This is a genomic window from Paracoccus fistulariae, from assembly GCF_028553785.1.
In the GTDB taxonomy this organism is placed as follows: domain Bacteria; phylum Pseudomonadota; class Alphaproteobacteria; order Rhodobacterales; family Rhodobacteraceae; genus Paracoccus; species Paracoccus fistulariae.
The window spans coordinates 3,592,918-3,615,100 of record NZ_CP067136.1; the positions used below are offsets into that span (position 1 = coordinate 3,592,918).

28 protein-coding genes and 1 pseudogene are annotated in these 22,183 nt (G+C 68.7%); 23 read left to right on the top strand and 6 right to left on the bottom strand.

The annotated features are described in order from the left end of the window. Positions 1–207 precede the first annotated feature (207 nt). The 11 genes and pseudogenes from JHX87_RS17750 to JHX87_RS17800 all read left to right on the top strand — a co-directional run bounded on the left by JHX87_RS17750 (position 208) and on the right by JHX87_RS17800 (position 8,531). Positions 208–414 carry a DUF6511 domain-containing protein gene (locus JHX87_RS17750; RefSeq protein ID WP_050474573.1) on the top strand — a complete coding sequence of 69 codons (207 nt, stop codon included), beginning with the start codon at positions 208–210 and terminating at the stop codon, positions 412–414. After that, entirely contained in the window at positions 411–812 is a 402-nt protein-coding gene (locus JHX87_RS17755; protein ID WP_163464887.1) for a hypothetical protein, read from the top strand. Before JHX87_RS17750 ends, JHX87_RS17755 begins: the two co-directional genes overlap by 4 nt. Then, a complete protein-coding gene (locus JHX87_RS17760) occupies positions 799–1,566 on the top strand; it encodes a hypothetical protein (RefSeq protein WP_163464888.1) in 768 nt (255 codons plus the stop codon). The genes JHX87_RS17755 and JHX87_RS17760 overlap by 14 nt, the downstream gene beginning before the upstream one ends. Continuing rightward, positions 1,563–3,884, top strand: a complete 2,322-nt coding sequence (locus JHX87_RS17765; protein ID WP_203561090.1) for an AAA family ATPase — start codon at positions 1,563–1,565, stop codon at positions 3,882–3,884. The genes JHX87_RS17760 and JHX87_RS17765 overlap by 4 nt, the downstream gene beginning before the upstream one ends. A 340-nt stretch (positions 3,885–4,224) precedes the next feature. After that, entirely contained in the window at positions 4,225–4,764 is a 540-nt protein-coding gene (locus JHX87_RS17770) for a crossover junction endodeoxyribonuclease RuvC (RefSeq protein ID WP_271883479.1), read from the top strand. Beyond that, entirely contained in the window at positions 4,761–4,961 is a 201-nt protein-coding gene (locus tag JHX87_RS17775; RefSeq protein ID WP_028720215.1) for a hypothetical protein, read from the top strand. Before JHX87_RS17770 ends, JHX87_RS17775 begins: the two co-directional genes overlap by 4 nt. Further along, positions 4,954–5,334 carry a DUF6362 family protein gene (locus JHX87_RS17780; protein ID WP_018303644.1) on the top strand — a complete coding sequence of 127 codons (381 nt, stop codon included), beginning with the start codon at positions 4,954–4,956 and terminating at the stop codon, positions 5,332–5,334. The genes JHX87_RS17775 and JHX87_RS17780 overlap by 8 nt, the downstream gene beginning before the upstream one ends. 415 nt (positions 5,335–5,749) lie before the next feature. Beyond that, positions 5,750–7,114: a site-specific DNA-methyltransferase gene (locus JHX87_RS17785; RefSeq protein ID WP_093359550.1), complete on the top strand. Its 1,365-nt coding sequence runs from the start codon at positions 5,750–5,752 to the stop codon at positions 7,112–7,114. A gap of 1 nt (position 7,115) precedes the next feature. Beyond that, positions 7,116–7,625, top strand: a pseudogene (locus tag JHX87_RS17790) (DNA cytosine methyltransferase); the annotation flags it as partial. A 202-nt stretch (positions 7,626–7,827) separates the two neighbouring features. Beyond that, a complete protein-coding gene (locus JHX87_RS17795; protein ID WP_177208252.1) occupies positions 7,828–8,310 on the top strand; it encodes a hypothetical protein in 483 nt (160 codons plus the stop codon). Continuing rightward, positions 8,307–8,531, top strand: coding sequence for a DUF7220 family protein (locus tag JHX87_RS17800; RefSeq protein ID WP_028720220.1), 225 nt, complete (start codon positions 8,307–8,309; stop codon positions 8,529–8,531). The genes JHX87_RS17795 and JHX87_RS17800 overlap by 4 nt, the downstream gene beginning before the upstream one ends. Positions 8,532–8,584: 53 nt before the next feature. Here JHX87_RS17800 and JHX87_RS17805 read toward each other — a convergent pair whose 3' ends face one another. Further along, entirely contained in the window at positions 8,585–9,157 is a 573-nt protein-coding gene (locus tag JHX87_RS17805; RefSeq protein WP_028720221.1) for a DUF3489 domain-containing protein, read from the bottom strand. A gap of 95 nt (positions 9,158–9,252) precedes the next feature. Further along, entirely contained in the window at positions 9,253–9,525 is a 273-nt protein-coding gene (locus JHX87_RS17810; protein WP_028720222.1) for a hypothetical protein, read from the bottom strand. 111 nt (positions 9,526–9,636) lie between these two features. Between JHX87_RS17810 and JHX87_RS17815 the strand changes: the two genes are divergently transcribed. The 8 genes from JHX87_RS17815 (at position 9,637) to JHX87_RS17850 (ending at position 17,371) form a co-directional block, all read left to right on the top strand. Further along, positions 9,637–10,233 carry a hypothetical protein gene (locus JHX87_RS17815; RefSeq protein ID WP_272833770.1) on the top strand — a complete coding sequence of 199 codons (597 nt, stop codon included), beginning with the start codon at positions 9,637–9,639 and terminating at the stop codon, positions 10,231–10,233. Continuing rightward, the gene (locus JHX87_RS17820) at positions 10,181–12,184 is read left to right on the top strand and encodes a phage terminase large subunit family protein (protein WP_083548831.1); all 2,004 of its coding nucleotides are present in this window, start codon (positions 10,181–10,183) and stop codon (positions 12,182–12,184) included. The genes JHX87_RS17815 and JHX87_RS17820 overlap by 53 nt, the downstream gene beginning before the upstream one ends. A 2-nt stretch (positions 12,185–12,186) precedes the next feature. Then, positions 12,187–12,396, top strand: coding sequence for a phage head-tail joining protein (locus tag JHX87_RS17825; RefSeq protein WP_177208251.1), 210 nt, complete (start codon positions 12,187–12,189; stop codon positions 12,394–12,396). Beyond that, positions 12,396–13,964, top strand: a complete 1,569-nt coding sequence (locus JHX87_RS17830) for a phage portal protein (RefSeq protein WP_123644170.1) — start codon at positions 12,396–12,398, stop codon at positions 13,962–13,964. The genes JHX87_RS17825 and JHX87_RS17830 overlap by 1 nt, the downstream gene beginning before the upstream one ends. A gap of 5 nt (positions 13,965–13,969) precedes the next feature. Continuing rightward, on the top strand, positions 13,970–16,024 hold the full coding sequence (locus JHX87_RS17835) for a prohead protease/major capsid protein fusion protein (protein WP_062563542.1): 2,055 nt from the start codon (positions 13,970–13,972) through the stop codon (positions 16,022–16,024). A 74-nt stretch (positions 16,025–16,098) separates the two neighbouring features. Further along, positions 16,099–16,434, top strand: coding sequence for a DUF2190 family protein (locus JHX87_RS17840; RefSeq protein WP_062563543.1), 336 nt, complete (start codon positions 16,099–16,101; stop codon positions 16,432–16,434). Continuing rightward, on the top strand, positions 16,434–16,745 hold the full coding sequence (locus JHX87_RS17845) for a head-tail joining protein (protein ID WP_062563544.1): 312 nt from the start codon (positions 16,434–16,436) through the stop codon (positions 16,743–16,745). The genes JHX87_RS17840 and JHX87_RS17845 overlap by 1 nt, the downstream gene beginning before the upstream one ends. After that, entirely contained in the window at positions 16,742–17,371 is a 630-nt protein-coding gene (locus tag JHX87_RS17850) for a DUF6441 family protein (protein ID WP_062563545.1), read from the top strand. Before JHX87_RS17845 ends, JHX87_RS17850 begins: the two co-directional genes overlap by 4 nt. A gap of 50 nt (positions 17,372–17,421) precedes the next feature. On the opposite strand, the gene merA is transcribed toward JHX87_RS17850, so the two are convergent. The 4 genes from merA to JHX87_RS17870 are packed head-to-tail and all read right to left on the bottom strand — an operon-like array spanning position 17,422 to position 19,802. Continuing rightward, positions 17,422–18,846 carry a mercury(II) reductase gene (merA, locus tag JHX87_RS17855; RefSeq protein ID WP_228189482.1) on the bottom strand — a complete coding sequence of 475 codons (1,425 nt, stop codon included), beginning with the start codon at positions 18,844–18,846 and terminating at the stop codon, positions 17,422–17,424. Between the two features lie 4 nt (positions 18,847–18,850). Beyond that, on the bottom strand, positions 18,851–19,084 hold the full coding sequence (merF, locus tag JHX87_RS17860) for a mercury resistance system transport protein MerF (RefSeq protein ID WP_123644184.1): 234 nt from the start codon (positions 19,082–19,084) through the stop codon (positions 18,851–18,853). Between the two features lie 4 nt (positions 19,085–19,088). Further along, positions 19,089–19,394, bottom strand: a complete 306-nt coding sequence (locus JHX87_RS17865; RefSeq protein WP_062563548.1) for a heavy-metal-associated domain-containing protein — start codon at positions 19,392–19,394, stop codon at positions 19,089–19,091. A gap of 18 nt (positions 19,395–19,412) precedes the next feature. Beyond that, positions 19,413–19,802, bottom strand: a complete 390-nt coding sequence (locus JHX87_RS17870) for a mercuric transporter MerT family protein (protein WP_062563549.1) — start codon at positions 19,800–19,802, stop codon at positions 19,413–19,415. Between the two features lie 76 nt (positions 19,803–19,878). Here JHX87_RS17870 and JHX87_RS17875 point away from each other — a divergent pair, with 76 nt between their 5' ends. The 4 genes from JHX87_RS17875 to JHX87_RS17890 are packed head-to-tail and all read left to right on the top strand — an operon-like array spanning position 19,879 to position 22,120. Next, on the top strand, positions 19,879–20,304 hold the full coding sequence (locus JHX87_RS17875; protein WP_272833772.1) for a MerR family transcriptional regulator: 426 nt from the start codon (positions 19,879–19,881) through the stop codon (positions 20,302–20,304). After that, the gene (locus tag JHX87_RS17880; RefSeq protein WP_083548833.1) at positions 20,301–20,717 is read left to right on the top strand and encodes an acyl-CoA transferase; all 417 of its coding nucleotides are present in this window, start codon (positions 20,301–20,303) and stop codon (positions 20,715–20,717) included. Before JHX87_RS17875 ends, JHX87_RS17880 begins: the two co-directional genes overlap by 4 nt. Before the next feature lie 24 nt (positions 20,718–20,741). After that, positions 20,742–21,683, top strand: coding sequence for a phage tail tube protein (locus JHX87_RS17885; RefSeq protein ID WP_083548834.1), 942 nt, complete (start codon positions 20,742–20,744; stop codon positions 21,681–21,683). Beyond that, positions 21,683–22,120, top strand: coding sequence for a hypothetical protein (locus tag JHX87_RS17890; RefSeq protein ID WP_083548835.1), 438 nt, complete (start codon positions 21,683–21,685; stop codon positions 22,118–22,120). Before JHX87_RS17885 ends, JHX87_RS17890 begins: the two co-directional genes overlap by 1 nt. Positions 22,121–22,183 lie beyond the last annotated feature (63 nt).

Below are 22,183 nucleotides of genomic sequence, written 5' to 3' on the forward strand. Positions count from 1 at the left end.
CCCATGCCCACATCCACCCCCATCACCGCCGAGGACCGACGGCCGCTCTGGCATCCGCGTGGAACGCTCTGTGCTGTCTGCCGGCAACCCACCCGTGGTTTTGGCTGGTTCGATCCGCACCGGTCGAAGCGGCCCCGGCCCTCGGTCTGGTTCTGCTCAATGCCCTGCCAGTCCTTCTGGACGCGCTTGGCGCGGGAGCGTTTCGCCATGGTTGACCTGACCGAGGAGGAGCGCGCCGCGATCACCGCCACCATGAAGCGCGTCGCCCTGCTGATGGACGAGATCGGCTGGGCCACCCCGCTCGCCGATCTGACCGAGCCGCAGGTGCGCGCGCTGATCGAGGAAGCCGTCGAGGGCTTCCGCGAGGCCATGTCCGACATCGCCCGGGCGCAGACGCCGGAGGTGCCGTTTTGACCAAGCTCTGCACGAAATGCGGCGTCGAGAAGGACGTCTGCGAGTTCGGACGCCGCCGGCTCAGTCCCGATGGTCGGCAGACCTGGTGCCGCGACTGCCGCCGGGAATACCAGCGCGCCTACGCGCAGAAATTCAGGAACCCCGAGAAGCATCGGGAGGCGCAGCGTCGCTATCGCCTGCGCCACGCCGAGAAATATCGGGCCCACAGCATCGTCCGGCATGCCGTCAAGGCTTGTCGGATCGTCGTGCCGGTCTGGTGTCAGCGATGTGGCTGCGTGACCGACCTCGAAGCGCATCACCACGACTATGACGCGCCGCTCTCGGTCGAATGGCTCTGCTCGACCTGCCACGGGCTCGCCCACCGCAGCTACGAGGGAGGCCAGCATGCTGGACTATAACCGCCGCCCCAGCTTTGCCGACAAGGTCAACGCCGCCGTCGATCGGGCGCTCACGGCCGATCAGGCGACGCGGCCGCCCCGCGACTATCTCGGCGGCTCGCGCCTCGGCCATGCCTGCGAGCGCGCCCTTCAGTTCGAGTTCACGGCGACGCCGAAGGACGAGGGCCAAGACTTCAGCGGCCAATCGCTGCGCATCTTCGCCATCGGCCATGCGCTCGAGGATCTGGCCGTCGCCTGGCTGCGCGGCGCGGGCTTCGACCTCTACACCCGGAAAGGCAACCGGCCCGATGGCGGCCAGTTCGGTTTCTCGGTCGCTGGCGGGCGCATCCGCGGTCATGTCGACGGCATCATTGCCGCCGGGCCCGAGGGCTTCGGTCTGGCCGTTCCCGCACTCTGGGAATGCAAGACGATGAACGCGAAGAACTGGCGCGCCTGCGTCAAGGACGGCGTGACGAAATCCAAGCCGGTCTACGCCGCCCAGATCGCGCTCTACCAAGCCTACATGGAAGGGACGGTCCCCGGCATCTCGGCCGCGCCCGCGCTCTTCACCGCGATCAACAAGGACACCGCCGAGCTTCATCATGAGCTGGTGCCTTTCGACGCCGATCTCGCGCAGCGCATGTCGGACCGCGGGGTGCGGATCCTTCAGGCGACCGATGCGGGCGAGCTTCTGCCGCGCGTCGCCACCACGCCCGACTTCTTCGAATGCCGCTTCTGCCCCTGGTCCGAGCGCTGCTGGGGGCTTCCCGCATGAGCGACGACGGCATCCTGCACTTCAACCCGTGGATGGACTTCAACGACGGGCCACCGTCCGAGAACCCGTTCGGCTGCGACCCTGATCCCGAGCAGATCGCCGTGTTCCTCGACACCGTGTTCAGCTGGTGCGAGGGGCTGATCCCGCTACGCGGCTTCGTCGACAAGGGTCAGGGCCGGGACGGCAAGCCGCACAACATCTGGATCCCGGCCGACGACACTGCGCCCGAGAAACTCACAACCTTCGCCGGATGGGCGAACCGCGAAGGTGCCGCCGTCTATGTCATTCCCGGCACGGTCGAGGAACAGGGCCAGGCCCGCGCCGCCGATGTGCTGCAGATGCAGGCCATCGTCGTCGATCTGGACGCGGGTGACATCCCGGCCAAGCTGGACCATGTCACCCGCCACCTCGGAACGCCGACGCTGATCATCGAAAGCGGCGGGCGCACGCCCGAGGGTGCCGCGAAGCTCCATGTCTGGTGGAAACTGACCGAACCCGCCGAGGGCGAGGATCTGGCCACCCTCTGCCGCCTGCGCGGCGAGATCGCCGTGAAGGTCGGCGGCGACACGCATTTCCGCTCGGCGCACCAGCCGATCCGGGTGCCCGGCACGGTCTATCACAAGCATGGCCATCAACGCCTCGTGCAGATCCGCGAACATCGCGACGTCGAGGTGGATCTTGCGGATTTCGCCGAAAAGGTCGGCGAGATGCCGCCGCTGCCCGGTGTGGGCTTTGCCAGCGACGTTGCCGCGCCGACCGCGAAGCCCGGCATCGACGCCGTGCTCACCACGCCGGTGCGCGAAGGCGCGGTGGACGACTGGTCCCGCTTCCAGGGGGCAAGCGCCGCCATCGGCCATTACGTACGCCTGGTGCACGAGGGCCGCCTCGACCCCTTCGCGGGCTGGGAGGCGATCTGCGGCTACAACGCCGCCATGTTGCGACCGTCCTGGCCGCTCGATCGGCTGATGGCCGAGTCCGAACGGCTCTGGGCGTTGCATGTGAAGCGCAACGGTCCGCCGCTCCTGCGCGCGGCCCACGCCGGTGCCCCGGCCAGCCCGCTGCCGACATTCAGCCTCGGCGCGCTGCTCGACGACACGAGCCCGATGCCCGAGGACATCATCGGTCCGCGCGTGCTGACGCCGGGCGGTCTCCTGGTGCTGGGGGGCGCGCCCAAGGTCGGCAAGAGTGACTTCCTGATCTCCTGGCTCGTGCACATGGCGGCGGGCGTGCCGTTCCTCGGCTTCACGCCGCCCCGGCCGCTGCGCGTGTTCTACCTGCAGGCCGAGATCCAGTATCACTACCTGCGCGAGCGCATGCAGCAGATCGCTCTGGCCGCCGCCGTGATCGCCGCCGCGCGCGACACCTTCATCGCCACGCCCAAGCTGAAGCTGCTGCTCGACGCGGAGGGCGTCGCCCGCGTGGCCGAGGCGATGCGGGCCGCATTCGCCGACGCGCCGCCCGACATCATCGTCATCGACCCGATCCGCAATCTCTTCGACGGCGGACCTGAGGGGGGCGGCGAGAACGACAACACCGCCATGATGTTCTTCCTGAAGGACCGCGTGGAGCTCCTGCGCGAGGCGGTCAATCCGGATGCGGGCGTCATCCTCGCTCACCACACCCGCAAGGCCAGCAAGCACCAGGTCAAGGACGATCCCTTCCTCGCGCTCTCCGGCGCCAGCGCGCTGCGCGGCTTCTACACCTCAGGTCTGCTCATGCACCGACCAGACGAGGATAGCACCGTCCGCAGGCTGGAGATCGAGCTTCGGAACGGCCCTGCGCTGCCGGGCAAGCTCATCGACAAGGTGAAGGGCGAGTGGGTCGAGCTGAATCCGATGAACGAGCGCCTGGTGCGCAAGGAGGTCGGCGCCAAACTCGATGCCGAACGGCTGCGCAAGCACGATGTCATCCTCGGCATGTTGCTGGATGAGGCGGCGAGCGAGCGCCTCTACACCGCGATGCAGTTCGCCGAGACCTTCGAGAACCGGGGAGGTCTGGGCAGCAAGCACACGATCCGCGAGCGCCTCAGCGTGCTGGCGACCAAGGGCTTCGTGAAGTTCCTGCGCGACGCCTCGGGGTTCGGCTTCCCCGTCACCCGGTCGCGGTTCGGCTATCTCTGCGTCGAGGGCATGCAGTTCGGCGCGCCCGTCGAGCATGTCGATCCGGACACCGGCGAGGTCGCCACAACCGCCCGTCCGGTCCTGCCCAGCCACTTCAAATGCCCCCAGTCCGGACTCTGCCTGCAGGTCGAAAACCCCGCCGTCTGGGTCTACCCGGAGGGGCTCGAGGACGACCTAACTCATATGAGTGAGGCCTGACTCATATGACAGCGCCAACTGTGCACTCAACGAAATCAACGGGTTACGGGCAAATAAGAGTTAGGTCCCTAACTCATGCCCGAAGACTTCATGAAGTCTTATTCCGCAATGATTCCAGCCACTTGAACGCCCCGGAACAGTTAGGTGTCAAACCCCCATACTACGTATGGGAGGGCCACCCCACAGGGTTGGCCACTCCTCCCATACGTCCGGGTCAGCCGCGCGCGCCGCCGTGACGCTCCCTTGTGCTCTCCGATCCGACGACGGCGGGCCCGTACCGCCAAGCACCAGACCGCCGTCGTCTTCCACCACCACAGGCCACCGGCAAAGGAGACCCATCATGGCTCAGCCGACTCTGATCCCGAATTGCGACGGCGCAAGGTTTGAATCGCTGCCGCTCGACACCTCCCGCAACCGCTGCATCCTCGCCCTCGACCTCGGCACCACGACTGGCTGGGCGATCCGCGGCCATGACGGTCTGATCACCAGCGGCACCGTCTCGCTCCGCCCCGGCCGCTTCGATGGCGGCGGCATGCGCTACCTGCGCTTCACCAACTGGCTGACCGAGATCGACCGGCTGTCCGGTCCTGTCGCCGCCATCTGGTTCGAGGAAGTCCGCCGCCACGCGGGCACCGACGCGAGCCATATCTACGGCGGGCTTATGGCCACGCGGACCGCATGGGCGGAACTTCGCGGCGTGCCGTACGAGGGCGTGCCGGTCGGCACGATCAAGCGCCACGCCTCGGGCAAGGGCAACGCCGACAAGGCCACCATGGTCGCCGCCGTCCGCGCCCGCGGCTTCAGCCCGGCCGACGACAACGAGGCCGACGCCATCGCCATCCTGCTCTGGGCGATCGAGACGAAAGGGGGTGTCGCATGAGGTGGCACCCCCATGGCTACGGCGGTCGGCGCCGGGATCCCGAACAGGTCAAGCGCGAGGGCTGGCAGGAACAGGGCGTCCTCGCGGTCTCCGCTGATGACGACCGCCTCACCTGGCCCGAGCGTGAACTGGTCCGCCAGCTGGGCGAGAAGCTCTACGGCCCGCGCCCTTCCGACAGGGAGGCGCGGCATGGCTGATCGCGAATGGACCGCCGACTGCGTCGCCGATCATTTCGAGGAGGCATTCCGCACCCTGCGCAAGCTGCCGCCGGTGAAGGCACAGGGCTACTTCAACACCTGGCCCGACATCGTGCGGACCAGCCGCGAGATCGCCGCGATGGAGCCGCAGCCGATGCGGGTCTGGCCCTCTGCCGCCGCGATCACCCGGCTTGAGCAGACCTTCGACTGGGTGCTCTGGATCGAGGAGGCGGAGCGCAAGCTGGTCTGGTCGCGTGCGGCCCGGGTGCCGTGGAAGCAGATCAGCGGCGAGCTGGGGTGCGACCGCACGACCGCCTGGCGGCGCTGGCAACTGGCGCTGACCAAGATCGCCGCGCGGCTGAATGCACAGTGACTCCAATGTGTTGCAACACTTTTTCCTTCGACATCTGCAACATGATCGTGCTATTCCGAAGGCAAGATGGGGAGAGTGCGCTGGAAGCTCGCTCTCCCTTTTGCGTTGACGGGGGCCTTCTGGACCCCGGTATCCAGCGAGGGTCCGGCCGGGGTCCAGCCCACGGCAGTTTCTGGTTCCTTCCTGGCGACATTTGTATGCTGGCGGGCGAAGCGCGGAACATCGCCAGCGACAGGGCCGGATTTTTGGGAAGCCACCCGGAAGCCGGAGCCACGCGCGCCCCGCGCAAACACCAATGAACGCTGGCCTTCCGACCGGACACCGCTGGTGGCCGCTGGACCCCGTGTGGAGTCCGGCCCGGCATCCGGAGTCCGGAAGCCACCGGCATCCACCCGACCGAGGAACCGTGCCCATCATGACGTTGAGCTTCGCCCCGGACGCGATCGAGACGTGGCCGCTGTCGCGCCTCCAGCCCTACGCGAAGAACGCGAAGGCGCATGGCGCGGATCAGGTCGCGAAGATCGCCGCCAGCATGGCCGAGTTCGGCTGGACCGTGCCCTGCCTCGTCGGCGAGGACGGCGAACTGATAGCAGGCCACGGGCGCGTGCTGGCCGCGACGCAGCTCGGGCTGACCGAGGCGCCGGTGATCGTGCTCGGGCACCTGACCGAAGCGCAGCGCCGGGCGTACCGGATTGCGGACAACAAGCTGACGGAACTCGGCACCTGGGACGAGGCGCTGCTGTCGGCGGAACTGAACGACCTGCTGGCCGAAGACTTCGACCTGTCGCTGGTCGGGTTTTCCGATGGCGAACTCGACAAGCTGCTGGCCTTCGATCTCGACGGTGGCGGCGAGGAAGAGGGCGCCGGGGGCTCCGTGCCGCCGGTGACCATCCCCGAACCCCCACGCAATCCGGCGTCGCGGACGGGCGATCTCTGGATCCTCGGCGATCACCGGCTGCTCTGCGGCGACAGCACCAGCGCGGCCGATGTGCGCCGCCTGATGAACGGTGAGCGCGCGATCCTTTTCGCGACCGATCCACCGTATCTCGTCGACTACGACGGCTCGAACCATCCGACCCGCAACAAGGACTGGTCGGCGTCCTACGGCACGACTTGGGACGACAGTTCGCAGGGCGCGGAACTCTATGACGGGTTCATCGCTGCAGCCGTGGCGGAAGCCATCGCCGAGGATGCTGCCTGGTACTGCTGGCACGCCTCGCGCCGCCAGGCGATGCTGGAAGCCTGCTGGGAGAAGGCAGGCGCCTTTGTGCATCAGCAAATCATCTGGGTGAAAGACCGGGGCGTCCTGACCCGGTCGCATTACCTCTGGAAGCACGAGCCCTGTTTCATGGGCTGGCGTCGCCCGAACCGCCCGCCGAAGGTGGCCGAGGAAACGCTGCCATCGACATGGGCGCTTCCCAGCTTCGCCAAGGATGACCGGCCTGACCATCCGACGCCGAAGCCGCTCGACGCCTTCGGGATCCCGATGCGCCAGCATGTGGCGCGGGGCGGCCTCTGCTATGAGCCGTTCTCCGGCTCCGGGTCGCAGATCATGGCGGGCGAGGCCAATGGCCGCCGCGTCTTCGCAATGGAGATCAGCGCGGCGTATGTCGATGTCGCCGTGGAGCGTTGGCAGGCCGAAACCGACAAGGACGCGATCCTCGACGGCGACGGCCGGACCTTCGCGCAGGTGAAGGCGGAGCGGCTGGGCGACGTCACCGATACGCCGGACACGGACGCCGAACCCGAACCCGCGCGAAAGCGCCAGACCGCCGCGTGACATGCATGACCTGGCTCTACCTTCCTCCGGAGACGCTTCCGGAGCCGGAGACGCATGTCTGTTCGGCCTCTCCCTCTGCTCCGGCGCGGGCGGTATCGACCTCGGGCTCACCATCGCCATCCCCGGATATCGTGCTGTGGGCCATGTCGAACGGGAAACCTTCGCCGCAGCCACTCTCGTGGCGCGGATGGAAGACGCGTCCCTGGATCAGGCTGTTGTCTGGGACGATGTTGCAACTTTCGACGGCCGCCCGTGGCGCGGCGCGGTGGACATCGTCACTGCGGGCTATCCGTGCCAGCCGTTCTCCGTCGCGGGCAAACGCCGGGGCGCCGACGACCCGCGCCACCTCTGGCCGCATGTCGCCCGCATCATCGGCGAGGTCGAACCGCCCTTCGTCTTCCTCGAGAATGTCGCCCATCATCTCCGCCTCGGCTTCCCCGAAGTCGCCGCAGGACTGGTCGGCATGGGCTACCGCCTTGCGGCAGGCCTCTTCACGGCGGCGGAAGTCGGCGCGCCCCACAAGCGCGAGCGGCTCTTCATCCTCGCCATCCGCGAAGGGGACGAGCTGGCCGACCCCGCGCGCCTGCTCTGGCACCCGGTCGAGTGGCGGGAACCGGACGGAACTGCTGCGGCTCTGGCCGACGCCAAGGGCCAGCGCCAACGAGAACAGGCAGACAATACCGACGCCGTCGCAGAAAGCGGGCCAGCACGGCATGAACCTGGCGACCACGGCTGCGATGTGGCCCACGCCGCAGACCGACAGTTTCCGCAGCCGGGGCGGCGAACGACGAGACGAGAAGGGTCTGGACCGCATGGCGCGGGACTGGCCGACGCCGATGGCGAACGACGGCTGCAAGCCGAGCGCGGGCAACCGCAAGACGGCCGATCTGACCCATGCGGTGGGATTGTGGATGACGCCGACGGCGCGGGATCACAAGGACGGGGCGACGACACTCGCGAACACGCCGGTGAACGGCCTGCTTGGCCGCCAGGTCCTGGTGACGCCGATGGCTGGGAGCGATACCTCCGAGCCGCGCCGGACCTTGAACCCGCTGTTCGTCGAGGCACTGATGGGTTGGCCCACCGGGTGGACCGGCTTCGCCTCTGTGGCAACGGCGTGGTCCCCTTGGTTGCGGCGCATGCGCTGCGAACTCTCGCGGCTGAACTGCTGGCCGATGGATGAGGCAGCGGCATGAAGCAGACCCGCCTCATGTCGCTGGTCGAGTCCGTCGCCAACGTGATCGTCGGCTACGGCGTCGCGGTCGTGACGCAGATCCTGATCTTCCCGATCTTCGGGCTGCACACGACGCTGGCGCAGAACCTGAAGATGGGCGCCATTTTCACCGTCGTCTCGATCGCCCGTTCCTTCGCCTTGCGGCGGGTGTTCGAGGCGATCCGGATGCGGAGCGCCAAATGATCGACCGCCGCCCCGTAGGGACGGCGGTCATCAGCTTGTCGGGGTCCGGCGCGTCAGGCGGCGGGGAGTTTGTACACGCGCCCCCGATCCTCGACCTTCTCCGAGGTCACCTCGAGCCCGAGCTTCTTCTTCAGCGCCCCCGCCATCGCGCCGCGCACCGTGTGCGACTGCCAGCCCGTCGCGGCCATGATCTCCTCGATGGTCGCGCCGTCCGGTGCGCGCAGCATGGCGATCAGCGTGGCCTGCTTGGTGCCCTCGCGCGGTGTGCGCGTCTTGGGCGCGGTTTCGGCTACGGTGGGGGTGTCCGGCGCGGCCTCCTCGGTAGGCGCGTCCGTCGCGCCCGCAGGCGCGGGGTTCGCGTCCTCGGTCTCGATCCCGATGGCGGCAAGGCCCGCGTCGGTGGCAACCAGCGTGACGCCGTGGCCGTCTCCGGTCTCGCGCCACATAAGCTCGCCCTTGCGCGTGTCGGCGTCGACCTCCTGCAGGAAGTTCTTCGCGAGCATCGCGCCGACCACCTTGGCAGCGGCGCCGCCGCGCAGGCTCTCGGGCAGCGGCAGTGCGATGCGGTCCTCGCGCTGTGCGGCGGCGCTGAGGATGATGGCTTGGGTGTCAGAAAGCTTGGTCATGGGATCGTCTCCGTATTCGGGCCCGCGTCATGCGGCGCCTCCTACGACCCCGAGCCGCGCAGGGCGCGCGGCGGGAGTTCCGGCAGTGCCGGAGATCAGCGGGCGTGCTCGCCCTCGCCGAAGGCGCTGTCGGTGATGCGCTTCAGGAGGCTGGCGTAGTGTTCGAGGGTGCCGACATGGCCCCAGTTGATCTCGTCGGGGTGGGCGTTGAAGTGGTCGTCGCTCAGCGTCTGCAGCCGGGCGAGCATCTCGTCGATCTCGGCCTTCTTGCCGATGAAGGCCGCGAGCGCGGCTTCCTTATTCCGGCGCGCCTTCTCGGCGCGGAGTTCGTGGCGCGGGGTGGTGATCGGGTTCAGGCGCGTGGTCATCGTGATGGCTCCTTGGTGAGTTGCATCGTCCTTCTGAACGGACGTTCGCTCCGGTCGCGCTGCTTATCAACTCGATAAGAACATGATTTCGATAGATAATCGGAGCCGTCGATGCAGGGCATGAGCGAGCGCCAGTACGCCGCGCATGTCGGGCTGTCGCGGGGCGCGATCCAGAAGGCGAAGACGGCCGAGCGGCTGGTCCTCTATCCCGATGGCAGCATCAACGCGGCCGCCAGCGACGCCCGGCGGGCAGAGACAACGGACCCTTCGAAGACGAGGAAGCCGCCCGCGCCGAAGCTGAAGCCCGTCCCCGAGGCGGCCGTGGCCGCTGTTGGCGACACGCTGCGTGAACAGGGGCTGGCAGTCCCGGCCGTCGGCGGCGGCACGACCTTCCTGCAGGCGAAGACCGCGAACGAGGTGCTGAAAGCGCAGGAGCGGCGCATCCGGCTCCAGAAGCTGAAGGGGGAGTTGATCGAGCGGGCCCGCGCGCTGGCGCTGGTGTTCCGGCTGGCGCGGGAGGAACGGGACGCGTGGGTGAACTGGCCTGCACGCGCGGCGGCGCTGATGGCGGCCGAACTGTCAGCCTCGTGCGCCGACGTGACCGGCCAGCAGATCACCGTGGAGCCAGCCGCGATGCAGAAGGTCCTGGAGAAACATGTACGCGCCCACCTCGACGAACTCGCCGAGGTCCGGCCCGACTTCCGGTGACGATGATGGCCTGATCGACTTCGACGGCGCGGGCGAGATCCTCCGCGCCTGGGGCAACGGGTTGCGGCCCGACCCGGACCTGACCGTTTCGGAATGGGCGGACCGGCACCGGATGCTCTCGGGGCGGGCTTCAGCCGAACCGGGGCGGTATCGCACCGTGCGCACGCCCTACATGCGCGAGATCATGGACCGGCTGTCGCCGGGGGATCCCACGCAGCGGATCGTGTTCATGAAGGCGGCGCAGGTCGGCGCGACCGAGGCGGGCAACAACTGGATCGGGTTCGCGATCCACCAGGCGCCGGGTCCGATGCTGGCGGTCCAGCCGACCGTGGAACTGGCCAAGCGCAACTCGCGCCAGCGCATCGACCCGCTGATCGATGAAAGCCCAGAGCTGCGGGAGCGGGTGAAGCCCGCGCGATCCCGCGATGCGGGCAACACGATGCTCTCGAAGGAGTTCGCGGGCGGCATCCTGATCATGACGGGCGCGAACTCGGCGGTCGGGCTTCGGTCCACCCCGGCGCGCTACATCTTCCTCGACGAGGTCGACGCCTATCCCGCCTCGGCCGACGAGGAAGGCGATCCGGTCACGCTCGCCGAGGCGCGCTCCCTGACCTTCGCCCACCGGCGCAAGGTGCTGCTGGTCTCGACGCCCACGATCCGGGGGCTGTCGCGCATCGAGCGCGAGTACGAGGCCAGCGACCAGCGTCGGTTCTTCGTGCCGTGCCCACAATGCGGCCACGCACAATGGCTGAAGTTCGACCGGCTGCGCTGGCAAAAGGGCCGCCCGGAGACGGCCGAGTATCACTGCGAGGGCTGCGACGCGGCAATCGCGGAACACCACAAGACGGCGATGCTGGAGGGCGGCGAATGGCGGGCGACCGCCACGGCCGCCGATCCGACCACGGTCGGGTATCACCTTTCGGCGCTCTATTCGCCGATCGGCTGGCTGAGCTGGGAGCGGATCGTGCGGTCATGGGAAGCAGCCCAAGGGTCGGACGAGGCGATCAAGGCGTTCCGCAACACGATCCTCGGCGAGACATGGGTCGAGACCGGGGAAGCGCCCGACTGGCAGCGGCTCTACGACCGGCGCGAACGCTGGAAATCCGGCACGGTGCCAGCAGGCGGGTTGTTCCTGACAGCCGGAGCCGACGTGCAGAAGGACCGGATCGAGGTCGATGTCTGGGCCTGGGGTCGCGGCTTGGAAAGCTGGCTCGTCGATCACGTCGTCATCGAGGGCGGGCCCGACCGGCACGACGCCTGGTCGGAGCTGACCGCGCTGCTGGACAGGTCCTGGCCGCATGAACGCCGCGCGCATCTCAGGATCGCGCGGCTCGCCATCGACACCGGCTACGAGGCCCCGGCGGTCTATTCCTGGTCGCGGGCGCAAGGCTTCGCGCAGGTGTCGCCGGTCAAGGGCGTCGAGGGGTTCAACCGCTCGAGCCCGGTGTCGGGGCCGACCTTTGTCGACGCGACCGAGGGCGGCAAACGCCTGCGGCGCGGGGCGCGGCTCTGGACCGTGGCGGTCTCGACCTTCAAGGCCGAAACCTACCGCTTCCTGCGGCTGGCACGCCCGACCGAGGAGGAGATGGCCGACGGGGCGGCGTTCCCGCCCGGCTCGGTGCACCTGCCGCACTGGGTCGAGAACGAATGGCTGAAGCAGTTCGTGGCCGAGCAGCTGGTGACGGTGCGCACCAAGCGCGGCTTCGCCCGGCTGGAATGGCAGAAGCTGCGCGAGCGCAACGAGGCGCTGGATTGCCGGGTCTACGCCCGCGCAGCCGCCTGGATCGCGGGCGCGGACCGCTGGCCCGACGAGAAATGGCGCGACCTCGAGGATCAGCTCGGGGCCGCCCCCACCGACACCGATCCCGCCGGGCAGATCAACCGGCCGGGACAGGCCCCGCAGGGCAAGCGCCGCTCCGACTGGCTCGGGCGGCGGGAGGGATGGTTCTGAACATGATCGACTGGACGGAAACCGAGCTTTCGGCGCTGCGCCGGGCCTATGCCAGCGGCACGACGCGCGTCAGCTATGACGGCAAGTCGGTGGATTACGGCTCGGCCGAGGATCTGCTCGCCCGCATCCGGACCATCGAGCGCGCCATCGCGGGCTTCAGCCGCCCGCTGCCCGTGGCGGGGCTCGCTGGCTTCTCGCGCGGGGATCGCTGATGTCGGCGACCTGGTTCGACCACGCCATCGCCACGGTGGCGCCGCGCATGGCGGCTCGGCGCGTGATGGCGCGTCAGGCATTCGAGACGCTGACGCGTGGCTATGACGGCGCGGCGCGCGGGCGACGGACGGACGGCTGGCGCGCGCCGGGATCCTCGGCCGACACCGAAATCGGCGTCGCCGGGGCGCTGCTGCGCGACCGCATGCGCGATCTGGTGCGCAACAACCCGCATGCGGCCAAGGCCGTGGCGGTGCTGGTCAACAACATCATCGGCGCGGGCATCATGCCCCGCGCCGCTAGCGGCGACGACAAGCTGGACCGGAAGGTCGATGCGCTCTTCGAACGCTGGACGGCGGACTGCGACGCCGATGGCCAGCTTGACTTCTATGGCCTGCAGACGCTGATCTGCCGGGAGATGGTCGAGGCGGGCGAGGTTCTGGTGCGCCGCCGCCTGCGGCGCGCGAGCGACGGCCTGCCGGTGCCGCTGCAATTGCAGGTGCTGGAAGCCGACTTCCTCGACGCCACCAAGTCCGGAGCCCTCGGCGCAGGGCGCCTCGTGCAGGGGATCGAGTTCGACCCGGTCGGGAAGCGCCGGGCTTACTGGCTGCATGCCGAGCATCCGGGCGACGCCTACGGGGCCTTGCAGAACGGGTTGCAGAGCCGCCCGGTCCCCGCGACCGAGATCGCCCATGTCTACGAGAAGCAGCGCACGCAAGCGCGCGGCGTCCCCTGGGGCGCGCCGGTGATCCGGTCGTTGCGTGATCTCGACGACTATGAAGTGGCCGAACTGGTTCGCAAGAAGACCGAGGCCTGCGTCACCGCCATCGTCTTCGGCGACGACGAGGCGCAACAGGGCATCGCGCCCTCCGTGGTCGATGCCGACGGCAACCGGGTGGAACAGTTCGAGCCGGGGCTGATCGCCTATGCCCGCGGCGGCAAGGACATCCGCTTCAACCAGCCCTCGGCGACGGGCGGCTACGGCGAATACAAGCGCGCGAGCCTGCACACGATCTCGGCAGGCTTCCGCGTGCCCTACGAGCTGCTGACGGGGGACCTGTCCCAAGTGAACTACTCCTCGATCCGGGCGGGTCTCGTGGAGTTCCGCCGCCAGATCGACGCCGTCCAATGGCAGCTGTTCATCCCGATGTTCTGCGCCCCGGTGTGGCGGTGGTTCACGGAAGCCGCATGGGCGGCGGGGCAGATCCCGTCGCCGATCGTGCCTGTGGAATGGTCGCCGCCGAAGTTCGAGGCGGTCGATCCGCAGAAGGACGCGATGGCGAACCTGCTGTCCATCCGCTCGGGCACCATGACGCTGGCCGAGGTGATCGCCCGGCAGGGCCGCAACCCCGACGCCGTGCTGGCCGAGATCGCGGCGACCAACGCCAAGCTCGACGCGCTGGGGTTGGTCCTCGACAGCGACCCTCGCCGCGTCACCAAGACCGGCAGCGCACAATCCAAAGACGGGGCCAGCGATCCGGCGAACGATCCGGCCGCCGACGAACCAGACGCCGACGACCCGACCGCCGACGCGGATACAGACCCGGCGCAGGCCGACCAACAGGACTGACCTTCATGGACACGATGATCGAACTGCCGGCCATGCGCCGGTCGGCGGAGCTTGCGCCGAACACGGCCGATGCCGACAACCGCACCGTCGAGGTGGTCTGGTCGGCCGGGGCTCGCGTCCGCCGTGCCACCTTCTTCGGCGAGCCTTATGACGAGGAACTCAGCCTCGACCCGGCCCATGTCCGGCTCGACCGGCTGAACGCGGGCGCGCCGTTCCTGAAGGTGCACGAGCTCGACACGCTCGACGCGGTGATCGGCTCGGTCGTGCCGGGCTCGGCCCGGATCGAGAACGGTCGCGGCATCGCCTTGGTCCGGATCAGCGAGCGTGCCGATGTCGAGCCGATCTGGCGCGACATCCAGGCGGGGCACATCCGCGCCGTCTCCATCGGCTACCAGGTCCACCGGTTTGATATCTCGAAGCCTGATGGCGCCCGCGAGCTCTGGCGCGCGGTGGACTGGACGCCCTTCGAGGTCTCCGCCGTCGCGGTCGGAGCCGACCCAGCAGCGGGCTTCCGCGCCCAGCACCCCCTTCACGACTGCGTCCTCCACCGCCGGGACGCCCCTTCCACCACGAAAGGACCGATCCCGATGACGGACACGACCCAGACCCCGGCGAGCGACGCCGCAACCCCCGCCAACACCCAGCCGACCGCGCCGGTCGAAACCGAGGACACCCCCATGACCGAGCCGAAACCGGCTGCGCCCGACCCGAAGGTCGCGGCCAGCGAGACGCGCAGCCAGAAGACGCAGGTAACTCCCGCGCCCGATACCGAAGTGGTCGCCACCCGCGCCCGCGAGGCCGAGCGCGACCGCGTCTCCACCATTTACGATCTGGCCGGGCGGCTGAACCTCGAGCGCGGCTTCGCCGAGGATCTGGTCAAGCGCGGCGTCAGCATCGACGAGTCCCGCCGACTGATCCTCGACCAGGTCGCCGCGAAATCCGACGAGACCCGGAACTTCCCCCATGTCTCCGTCCCGCTCGGCGGCCGAGACGAGTGCATCACCCGCCGTGACGCGGTGGCGAACGCACTGCTGCACCGCTACAGCCCAACGCTGTTCCAGCTCGAGGACGCCGCGCGCCAGTATCGCGGCATGACGCTGCTGGAGCTCGCCCGCGAAAGCCTCGGCAATGCCGGGGTCAACACGCGCGGCCTGTCGCGTGACGAGGTGGCGACGCGCGCGCTGCACTCGACCTCGGACTTCCCCGAGATCCTGTCGGCCGTCACCAACAAGACGCTGCGGCAGGCCTACGAGGCCTATCCCCGCACCTTCATGCTGTTCTGTCGCCAGGTGCTGGCGACCGACTTCAAGGCGATGCATCGCGTCCAGCTCGGCGAAGCCCCGCAGCTGCTCGAGGTCGGCGAAAGCGGCGAGTTCAAGCGCGGCACGCTGGGCGAGAGCAAGGAGAGCTACAAGGTCAAGACCTATGGCCGGGTGGTCGCCATCACCCGTCAGACGCTGATCAACGACGATCTCGACGCCTTCACCCGCATCCCGGCGATGTACGGCAACTCCATCGCCCAGCTGGAGTCGGACGTGGTCTGGGGCATCATCACCGCCAACCCGGCGATGGCCGACGGCAATGCGCTCTTCCACACCACCCACAAGAACCTGGCAGGCACCGGCGCGGCGCTCGATGTCAGCAGCGTCGGAGCGGCGCGCGCGGCGATGGCCAAGCAGACCGGCCTCGACAAGAAGACGGTGCTGAACGTCCGGCCTGCCTTCCTGATCGTGCCGGCCTCACTGGAACTGAAAGCCGAACAGCTGGTGGCCCAGAACCTCGTGCCCGCCGCGACGTCCAGCGTGGTGCCGCAGTCGATCAGGACGCTGGCGCCGATCAGCGAGCCCCGGCTCGACGCCGCTAGCGAGACCGCCTGGTATCTGGCGGCCAGCCCGAACCAGATCGACACCATCGAGTACGCCTATCTCGAGGGCCAGCAGGGCGCCTATATCGAGACGCGCAACGGCTTCGACGTCGACGGGGTCGAGATCAAGTGCCGCCTCGACTTCGGAGCCAAGGCCATCGACTGGCGCGGCCTCTACAAGAACCCGGGCGCGTAAGGCGCGCTTCCTGAACCCTGACACACGGGCGGTCCTGACGGGCCGCCCTTCGTCTTTCCACGAGGATCCCCATCATGAAAACCTACGTCCAGCCCGGCAACACCATCACCCTGACCGCGCCCTATGCCGTCGCCTCCGGCGATGGCCTGCTCGTCGGCTCCATCTTCGGCATCGCCGCGGGTGCCGCCGCCATTGGCGAGCCCGTCGAGACCGCGCTCGTCGGCGTGTTCGACATCACCAAGGTCGGCTCCCAGGCGTGGACGGTTGGCGCCAAGGTCTATTGGGACGACACCAACAAGCGCACCACGACCGTCGCGACCGACAACACCCTCATCGGCGCGGCCGTCGAGGCGGTGGCGAGCGGCGCCGGCGACACCATCGGCCGGGTGCGCCTGAACGCGACGTTCTGATGTCGGCCTTCGCCGCCGCCATCGGCGCGCTCTTCGCCGATCCGAACATCGGCCGGGACGCGGTCTACATCGCCGACGGCGGTACACCCGTGCTGGTGCGTGCCGTCGCCCGTCGCGCCGACGCGGTCACCGACTTCGGCGACGCGCGGCTCTGGTCCGAAACCACCCGGATCGACCTGCGCGTGGCCGAGGTGGCGAACCCGCGTCCCGGCGACCGCATCGAGATCGACGGCGACGCCTTCCTCATACAGGGCGAGCCGGTCCGCGACCGCGAGCGGCTGGTCTGGACCGTCGACCTGAGGCCCGCGTGAAACTGAAGCTCGACATCGATCCCGACATCGTCGCGATGATGGCGGCCGAGGTCGCGGCGGGTGAACGGGCCGTCACCGCCGCCATTCGCGAGGCCGGGACTGGGCTGAAGACGGCGTGGCGGTTGCAGATCACCGGCGCGGGGCTTGGTACACGGCTCGCCAACTCGATCCGGAGCCAGAACTTCCCGAGGTCGGGCGAGAGCCTTGAGGCTGCGGCGCTGGTCTGGTCGAAGGCGCCGGTAATCGTCGGTGCGCATGACACCGGGCCGCTGATCCGATCGAAGAACGGGTTCTGGCTGGCGATCCCGCTGCCCGCGGCGGGCAAATCCCTGCGCGGCGGCCGGATCACCCCCGGTGAATGGGAGCGGCGACGCGGCCTCCGCCTGCGTTTCGTCTATCGCCGGACGGGCCCCAGCCTGCTGGTCGCCGAGGGGCGGCTGAACACGAAAGGCCAGGCGGTGGTGTCGCGGTCGAAGACCGGGCGCGGAAAGGTCACTGCGCCGATCTTCCTGCTGGTGCCGCAGGTCAAGCTGCCGAAGCGGCTGGATCTGGCGCGGGATGCAGACCGGGCGTTGGACAGCGTGCCGGGGCTGATCGTGGCGAACTGGGTGGGGGGTAGGTTGTGATCGCATCGATGCGCAATCTTGCTCGGCAGCCACGAAACCGACGGCTCGGGTTACCCCGCGCAGCACGACAGCTTCGCGACATCCTTGTCGAAGGTCTGCGCGGCGAGCTTCAGCCCCTCTACCGTGGTCAGATAGGGGAAGATCGTCTCGCCGAGCGCCTTTGTCGTCATGCCGAACTTGAGCGCCATGGCGAGCGTCTGGACACTGTCGGCTCCCTCCGGCGCCATGATCACGCCGCCCAGGAGGCGGTCGGTCGCCCGGTCCGCGACGAGCTTGATCAGGCCGCGCGTGTCGCGGGCGGCGAGCGCGCGGGGCACGTTGTCGAGCGTCAGCACACTGGTCTTGACGTCATGACCCGCGGCGCGCGCCTGCGCCTCGGTCAGCCCGACGCCGGCGACCTGCGGATCGGTGAACACCACCCACGGCATCGCGGCGTTGTCGTAGCGCTCCGCCCCGCCCAGAACGGCGTTGCGGGACGCGAGCTTGGCGCCATAGGCGGCCATGTAGACGAACTGGTCGCGGTCGGTCACATCGCCCGCCGCGAAGATGCCGGCCTTCGTGGTCTGCATGTCGTCGCCCACCCGGATCGCGCCACGCGCGTCGGTCTCGACGCCCATCTCCGCGAGGCCCAGCCCCTCGGTGTTGGCTGCGCGTCCCGTCGTCAGGACGAGGCGGTCGGCCGTCAGATCGCGGTCTGCGCCGTCCACCGTCACCGTCAGGACCGCACGGGCCCCGTCGCGCCGTGCGGCGTCGTAGGTCGCGCCATCGACAACCGCGACGCCCTCGGCGCGCAGCGTCTCCGTCAGCGCCCGGGACACCTCCGGCTCTGTGCGCGGCAGCAGGCGCGAGCGGCAGACAATGGTGACGCGGGTGCCCATCCGCGCCATCATCTGCGCCAGCTCCACGCCGATGTAGCCGCCGCCGAGGAAGATCAGGCTTTCGGGCAACCGGTCCAGCTCCAGCAGCGACGTGCTGTCGAGCGTTGGTGCGTCCTGGATCCCAGGGATGTCGGGCACGGCGGGTCGGCCACCGGTCGCGACGATCACCTTGGGAGCCGTGATCCTGCGCCCGCCGACCTCGACCCCGCCGAGGACGAGACGCGCCGGACCCTCGTCGAGATAGGTCACACCGCCGTAGCCCGGCAGCAGATCGGCGTACTTCTTCTGGCGCAGTGTCGCGACAAGATCGTCCTTGGCCGCAATCAGCGCCGACCAGTCGGCGACCTGCGCCTCGCTGTTCAGGCCCGGGAACCGATGTGCTGTCTGCGCACCGTGCAGGGCTTCCGCGGCCCGGATCATCGTCTTGGAGGGCACACAGCCCACGTTCACGCAGGTCCCGCCGATGGTGCCATGGCCGATCAGCGCGACGCGCTTGCCTCCCTCGGCGGCGGTGATCGCGGCCGAGAACCCGGCCGATCCGGCGCCGATCACGGCAAGGTCGAAATCGCCCTTGGGCGCGCAGCAATCGTCTTTCATCAAGTCATCCATCCGTTCGAGTGGTCTGGCGCCGCTGCCGTCTCCAGACCGCGTACACGGTCAGCGCGACGAAAAAGGCGAGCGCGGGCAGCAGAACGTAGTCGAGCCAACCCAGCCAGGCCGACAGGCCCACGGCACCCAGAAGCACCACCAGCACCGGAGTGAAGCAGCAGAGCGCCGCGATGACGGTGCCGACGATCCCTGTCGCGATCAGCTTGCGGTCGGACTGCTCGGTCATCTCGTCAGCCCGCGACACGCGCCGGGTAGCCTGCATTGGCCGACGCGGTCGCGATGGCGTCGGCGCTCGTCGCGGCGGTGTCGAAGATCACCGTGGCGGTGCGGGCATCGAAGTCGATCTCGACGGCGCGCACGCCCGCGACGCCCTCCATCGCACGCTTCACGGTGACTGGGCAGAGCGCGCAGGTCATGTTGTCCACCGCGAAGGTGACGGTCTGCTCGGCGGCGACGGTCTGCGCGGCAACAGGGATGGCGGTGATCGGCACAACGGCGGTCAGGCCGAACAAGGCGAGTGCAAGGATCTTCTTCATGTGGATGTCCTTTCGGGGTCAGTAGAGAAGCGGGGCCCACCAGTCGATGGTGAGGGCTGCGAGAACGAGGATCAGGGAGGCCCAGAGAGCCGACTTGGTGATGCGCGCCGATGCTGGCCTTGCGCAGTAGGAACCGGGTTCGCAGACGGTTGGCTTGCGGAAATAGACCTGCCAGAAACCCGCCGCGATGAAGCCGAGCGCGATCACGGCGAAGATCGGCTTGTAAGGCTCCAGAGCCGTCAGGTTGCCGATCCAGGCGCCCGAGATGCCGAGAGTCAGAAGCACCAGCGGCCCGATGCAGCAGGCCGAGGCGAGAAAGGCGCCCACCACACCGCCCGCCGCGAGCCAGCCCTTTCGGGCGGGGCGATCCGCGCCCGTGCTGTCCGTTCTGTCGTCTGTCAGCGCCATGTCGCGCACCTCTCGTCTGTGATTGACGATGGGTGTAGGGTCTGTAGCAACTACAGGCTCAAGAGGAAACTTGCCCATGACCGATCACGAGCGCGAGAGCGGCTTCACACGCGGCGACCTGGCCCGGGCGACCGGCTGCAACATCGAGACGATCCGCTATTACGAGAAGACCGGCCTGCTGCCCGACCCGCCCCGCACGGACGCCGGCTACCGGGTCTATTCCGCCGCACACGCCACACGCCTCCGCTTCATCCTGCGCGCCCGCGAACTCGGGTTCTCGATGGAGGACATCCGCGGGCTGATGGGGCTCGGCGACGGCGCCGCGCCGACCTGCGCCGAGGTCAAGGAACGGACGGAGCGGCACCTTGCCGATGTCCGCGCGAGGATCGCGGATCTTCGGCGTATCGAATCCGTCCTCGCTACAACTGCATCCAGGTGTTCGGGCGCCGAAGTCCCCGATTGTCCGGTGCTCGAAGCGATTTCCAACTCGGCCGACCCATGACACCTCGCGAAACCATCCTCGTCGCGCTGCACGCGCGGCTCTCGGCGCTGCCCGCCACCGCTCTGCGCGGGGACGTGCTGCCCGAGCGCATGCCGGTCGAGGGCCTGATGATCCTGCGCGATGGCGAACCAGGTGCGCCCGAAGTCACGCTGTCGCCGCTGCGCTATCACTACCAGCACCGAGCCGAGATCGAGGCGGTCGTTCAGGGTGCCGATCGCGACGCCGCCTTTGACACGCTGACCGCCAGCATCGGCGCAGCGCTCGCCGCCGACCGGACGCTGGGCGGGTTCTGCGACTGGGTCGAGGCCGAAGCCCCGCGCCCGGTCGATCTGCCGGTCGAGGGCGCGGCGAGTCTGAAGGCCGCCGTTATCCCGGTCGTGCTGCACTATTCCACGGCCGACCCGCTGGCCTGACCCAACCGACCACAGGAGACGAACATGGCACGAGCCCAAGGGGCGCGAGCGCTGATGGCGCTTGCGTTCGAGACGACCTATGGAACGCCGCCCGTCAGCGGCTTCACCCGCATGCCCTTCGCCAGCACGTCGCTCGGCGCGGAGCAGCCGCTGCTGAATTCGGAGCTTCTCGGCTACGGCCGCGATCCGCTAGCGCCGATCAAGGACGCCGTGACGGCCGACGGCGACGTCGTCGTGCCGCTGGACGCCGAGGCGTTCGGCTTCTGGCTGAAGGCAGCCTTCGGCGCGCCCACGACCACGGGCGCGGAGGCCCCGTACAGCCACGAATTTCAGTCGGGGTCCTGGACGTTGCCCTCGATGTCGATCGAGACCGGCATGCCCGAGGTGCCCCGCTATGCGATGTACTCGGGCTGCGTGCTCGACCAGATCACCTGGCAGATGCAGCGCTCGGGCCTGCTCACCGCGACCGCGCGGCTGGTGGCGCAGGGCGAGACGGTCGGCACCACGACCAGTGCCGGAACGCCCGCCGCACTGGAGTTGAAGCGCTTCGGCCATTTCAACGGGGCGATCACCCGGAACGGCACCGCCCTCGGCAATGTGGTCTCGGCCGAGATCACCTACGCCAACAACCTCGACCGGATCGAGACCATCCGCTCGGACGGCCGCATCGATGGCGCGGATCCATCCATTGCCGCGCTGACGGGCCGGATCGAGGTGCGCTTCGCCGACCAGACGCTGGTGACGCAGGCGATCAACGGCGAGGCCTGCGAGATGGAATTCGCCTACGTCCTGCCTTCAGGCGAAAGCTTCTCCTTCACCGTGCACGCCGTCTACCTGCCGCGTCCACGGATCGAGATTTCCGGGCCGCAGGGCGTCCAGGCGACATTCGACTGGCAGGCCGCGCGCGACAGCGTCGTCGGCCGGATGTGCACCGCCACCCTCGTGAATGACGTGGAGACGTATTGATGCTGACGCTCGACCTGACCAACGCGCCGCGCTGGCATGACCTCGCCCCCGGCGTCCGGGTGCAACTGCGCCCGCTGACGACCGCCCTGATGGTCGCGACGCGCAGCGACCCCGCCGTCGAGGCGGTGCCCGAGGAGGCTTCCGACGAGGAGCGCGCCGTCGCCTTCGCCAAGGCGCTGGCGCGACGGGCTGTGCTCGGCTGGGAGGGCATCGGCGATGCCGACGGCAACCCGATCGATCCCACCCCCGAGGCCATCGACGCGCTGCTCGACGTCTGGCCGATCTTCGAGGCCTTCCAATTGACCTACGTGTCCAAAGGCCTGCTGCTGGAACAGGAAAAAAACGCCTCCGCGCTCTCGCCGAGTGGTCCTTCGGCGGGGGCGAGCGCTACTGCGAAGCCTGCGCGCAAGCGTGCGAAGACTGCCCGACGCGCCTGAACCGGCCGCTTACCCATGAGGGCTGGCAGGTCTGGGATCTCGTCGGCCGCCTCGGCGGTCAGT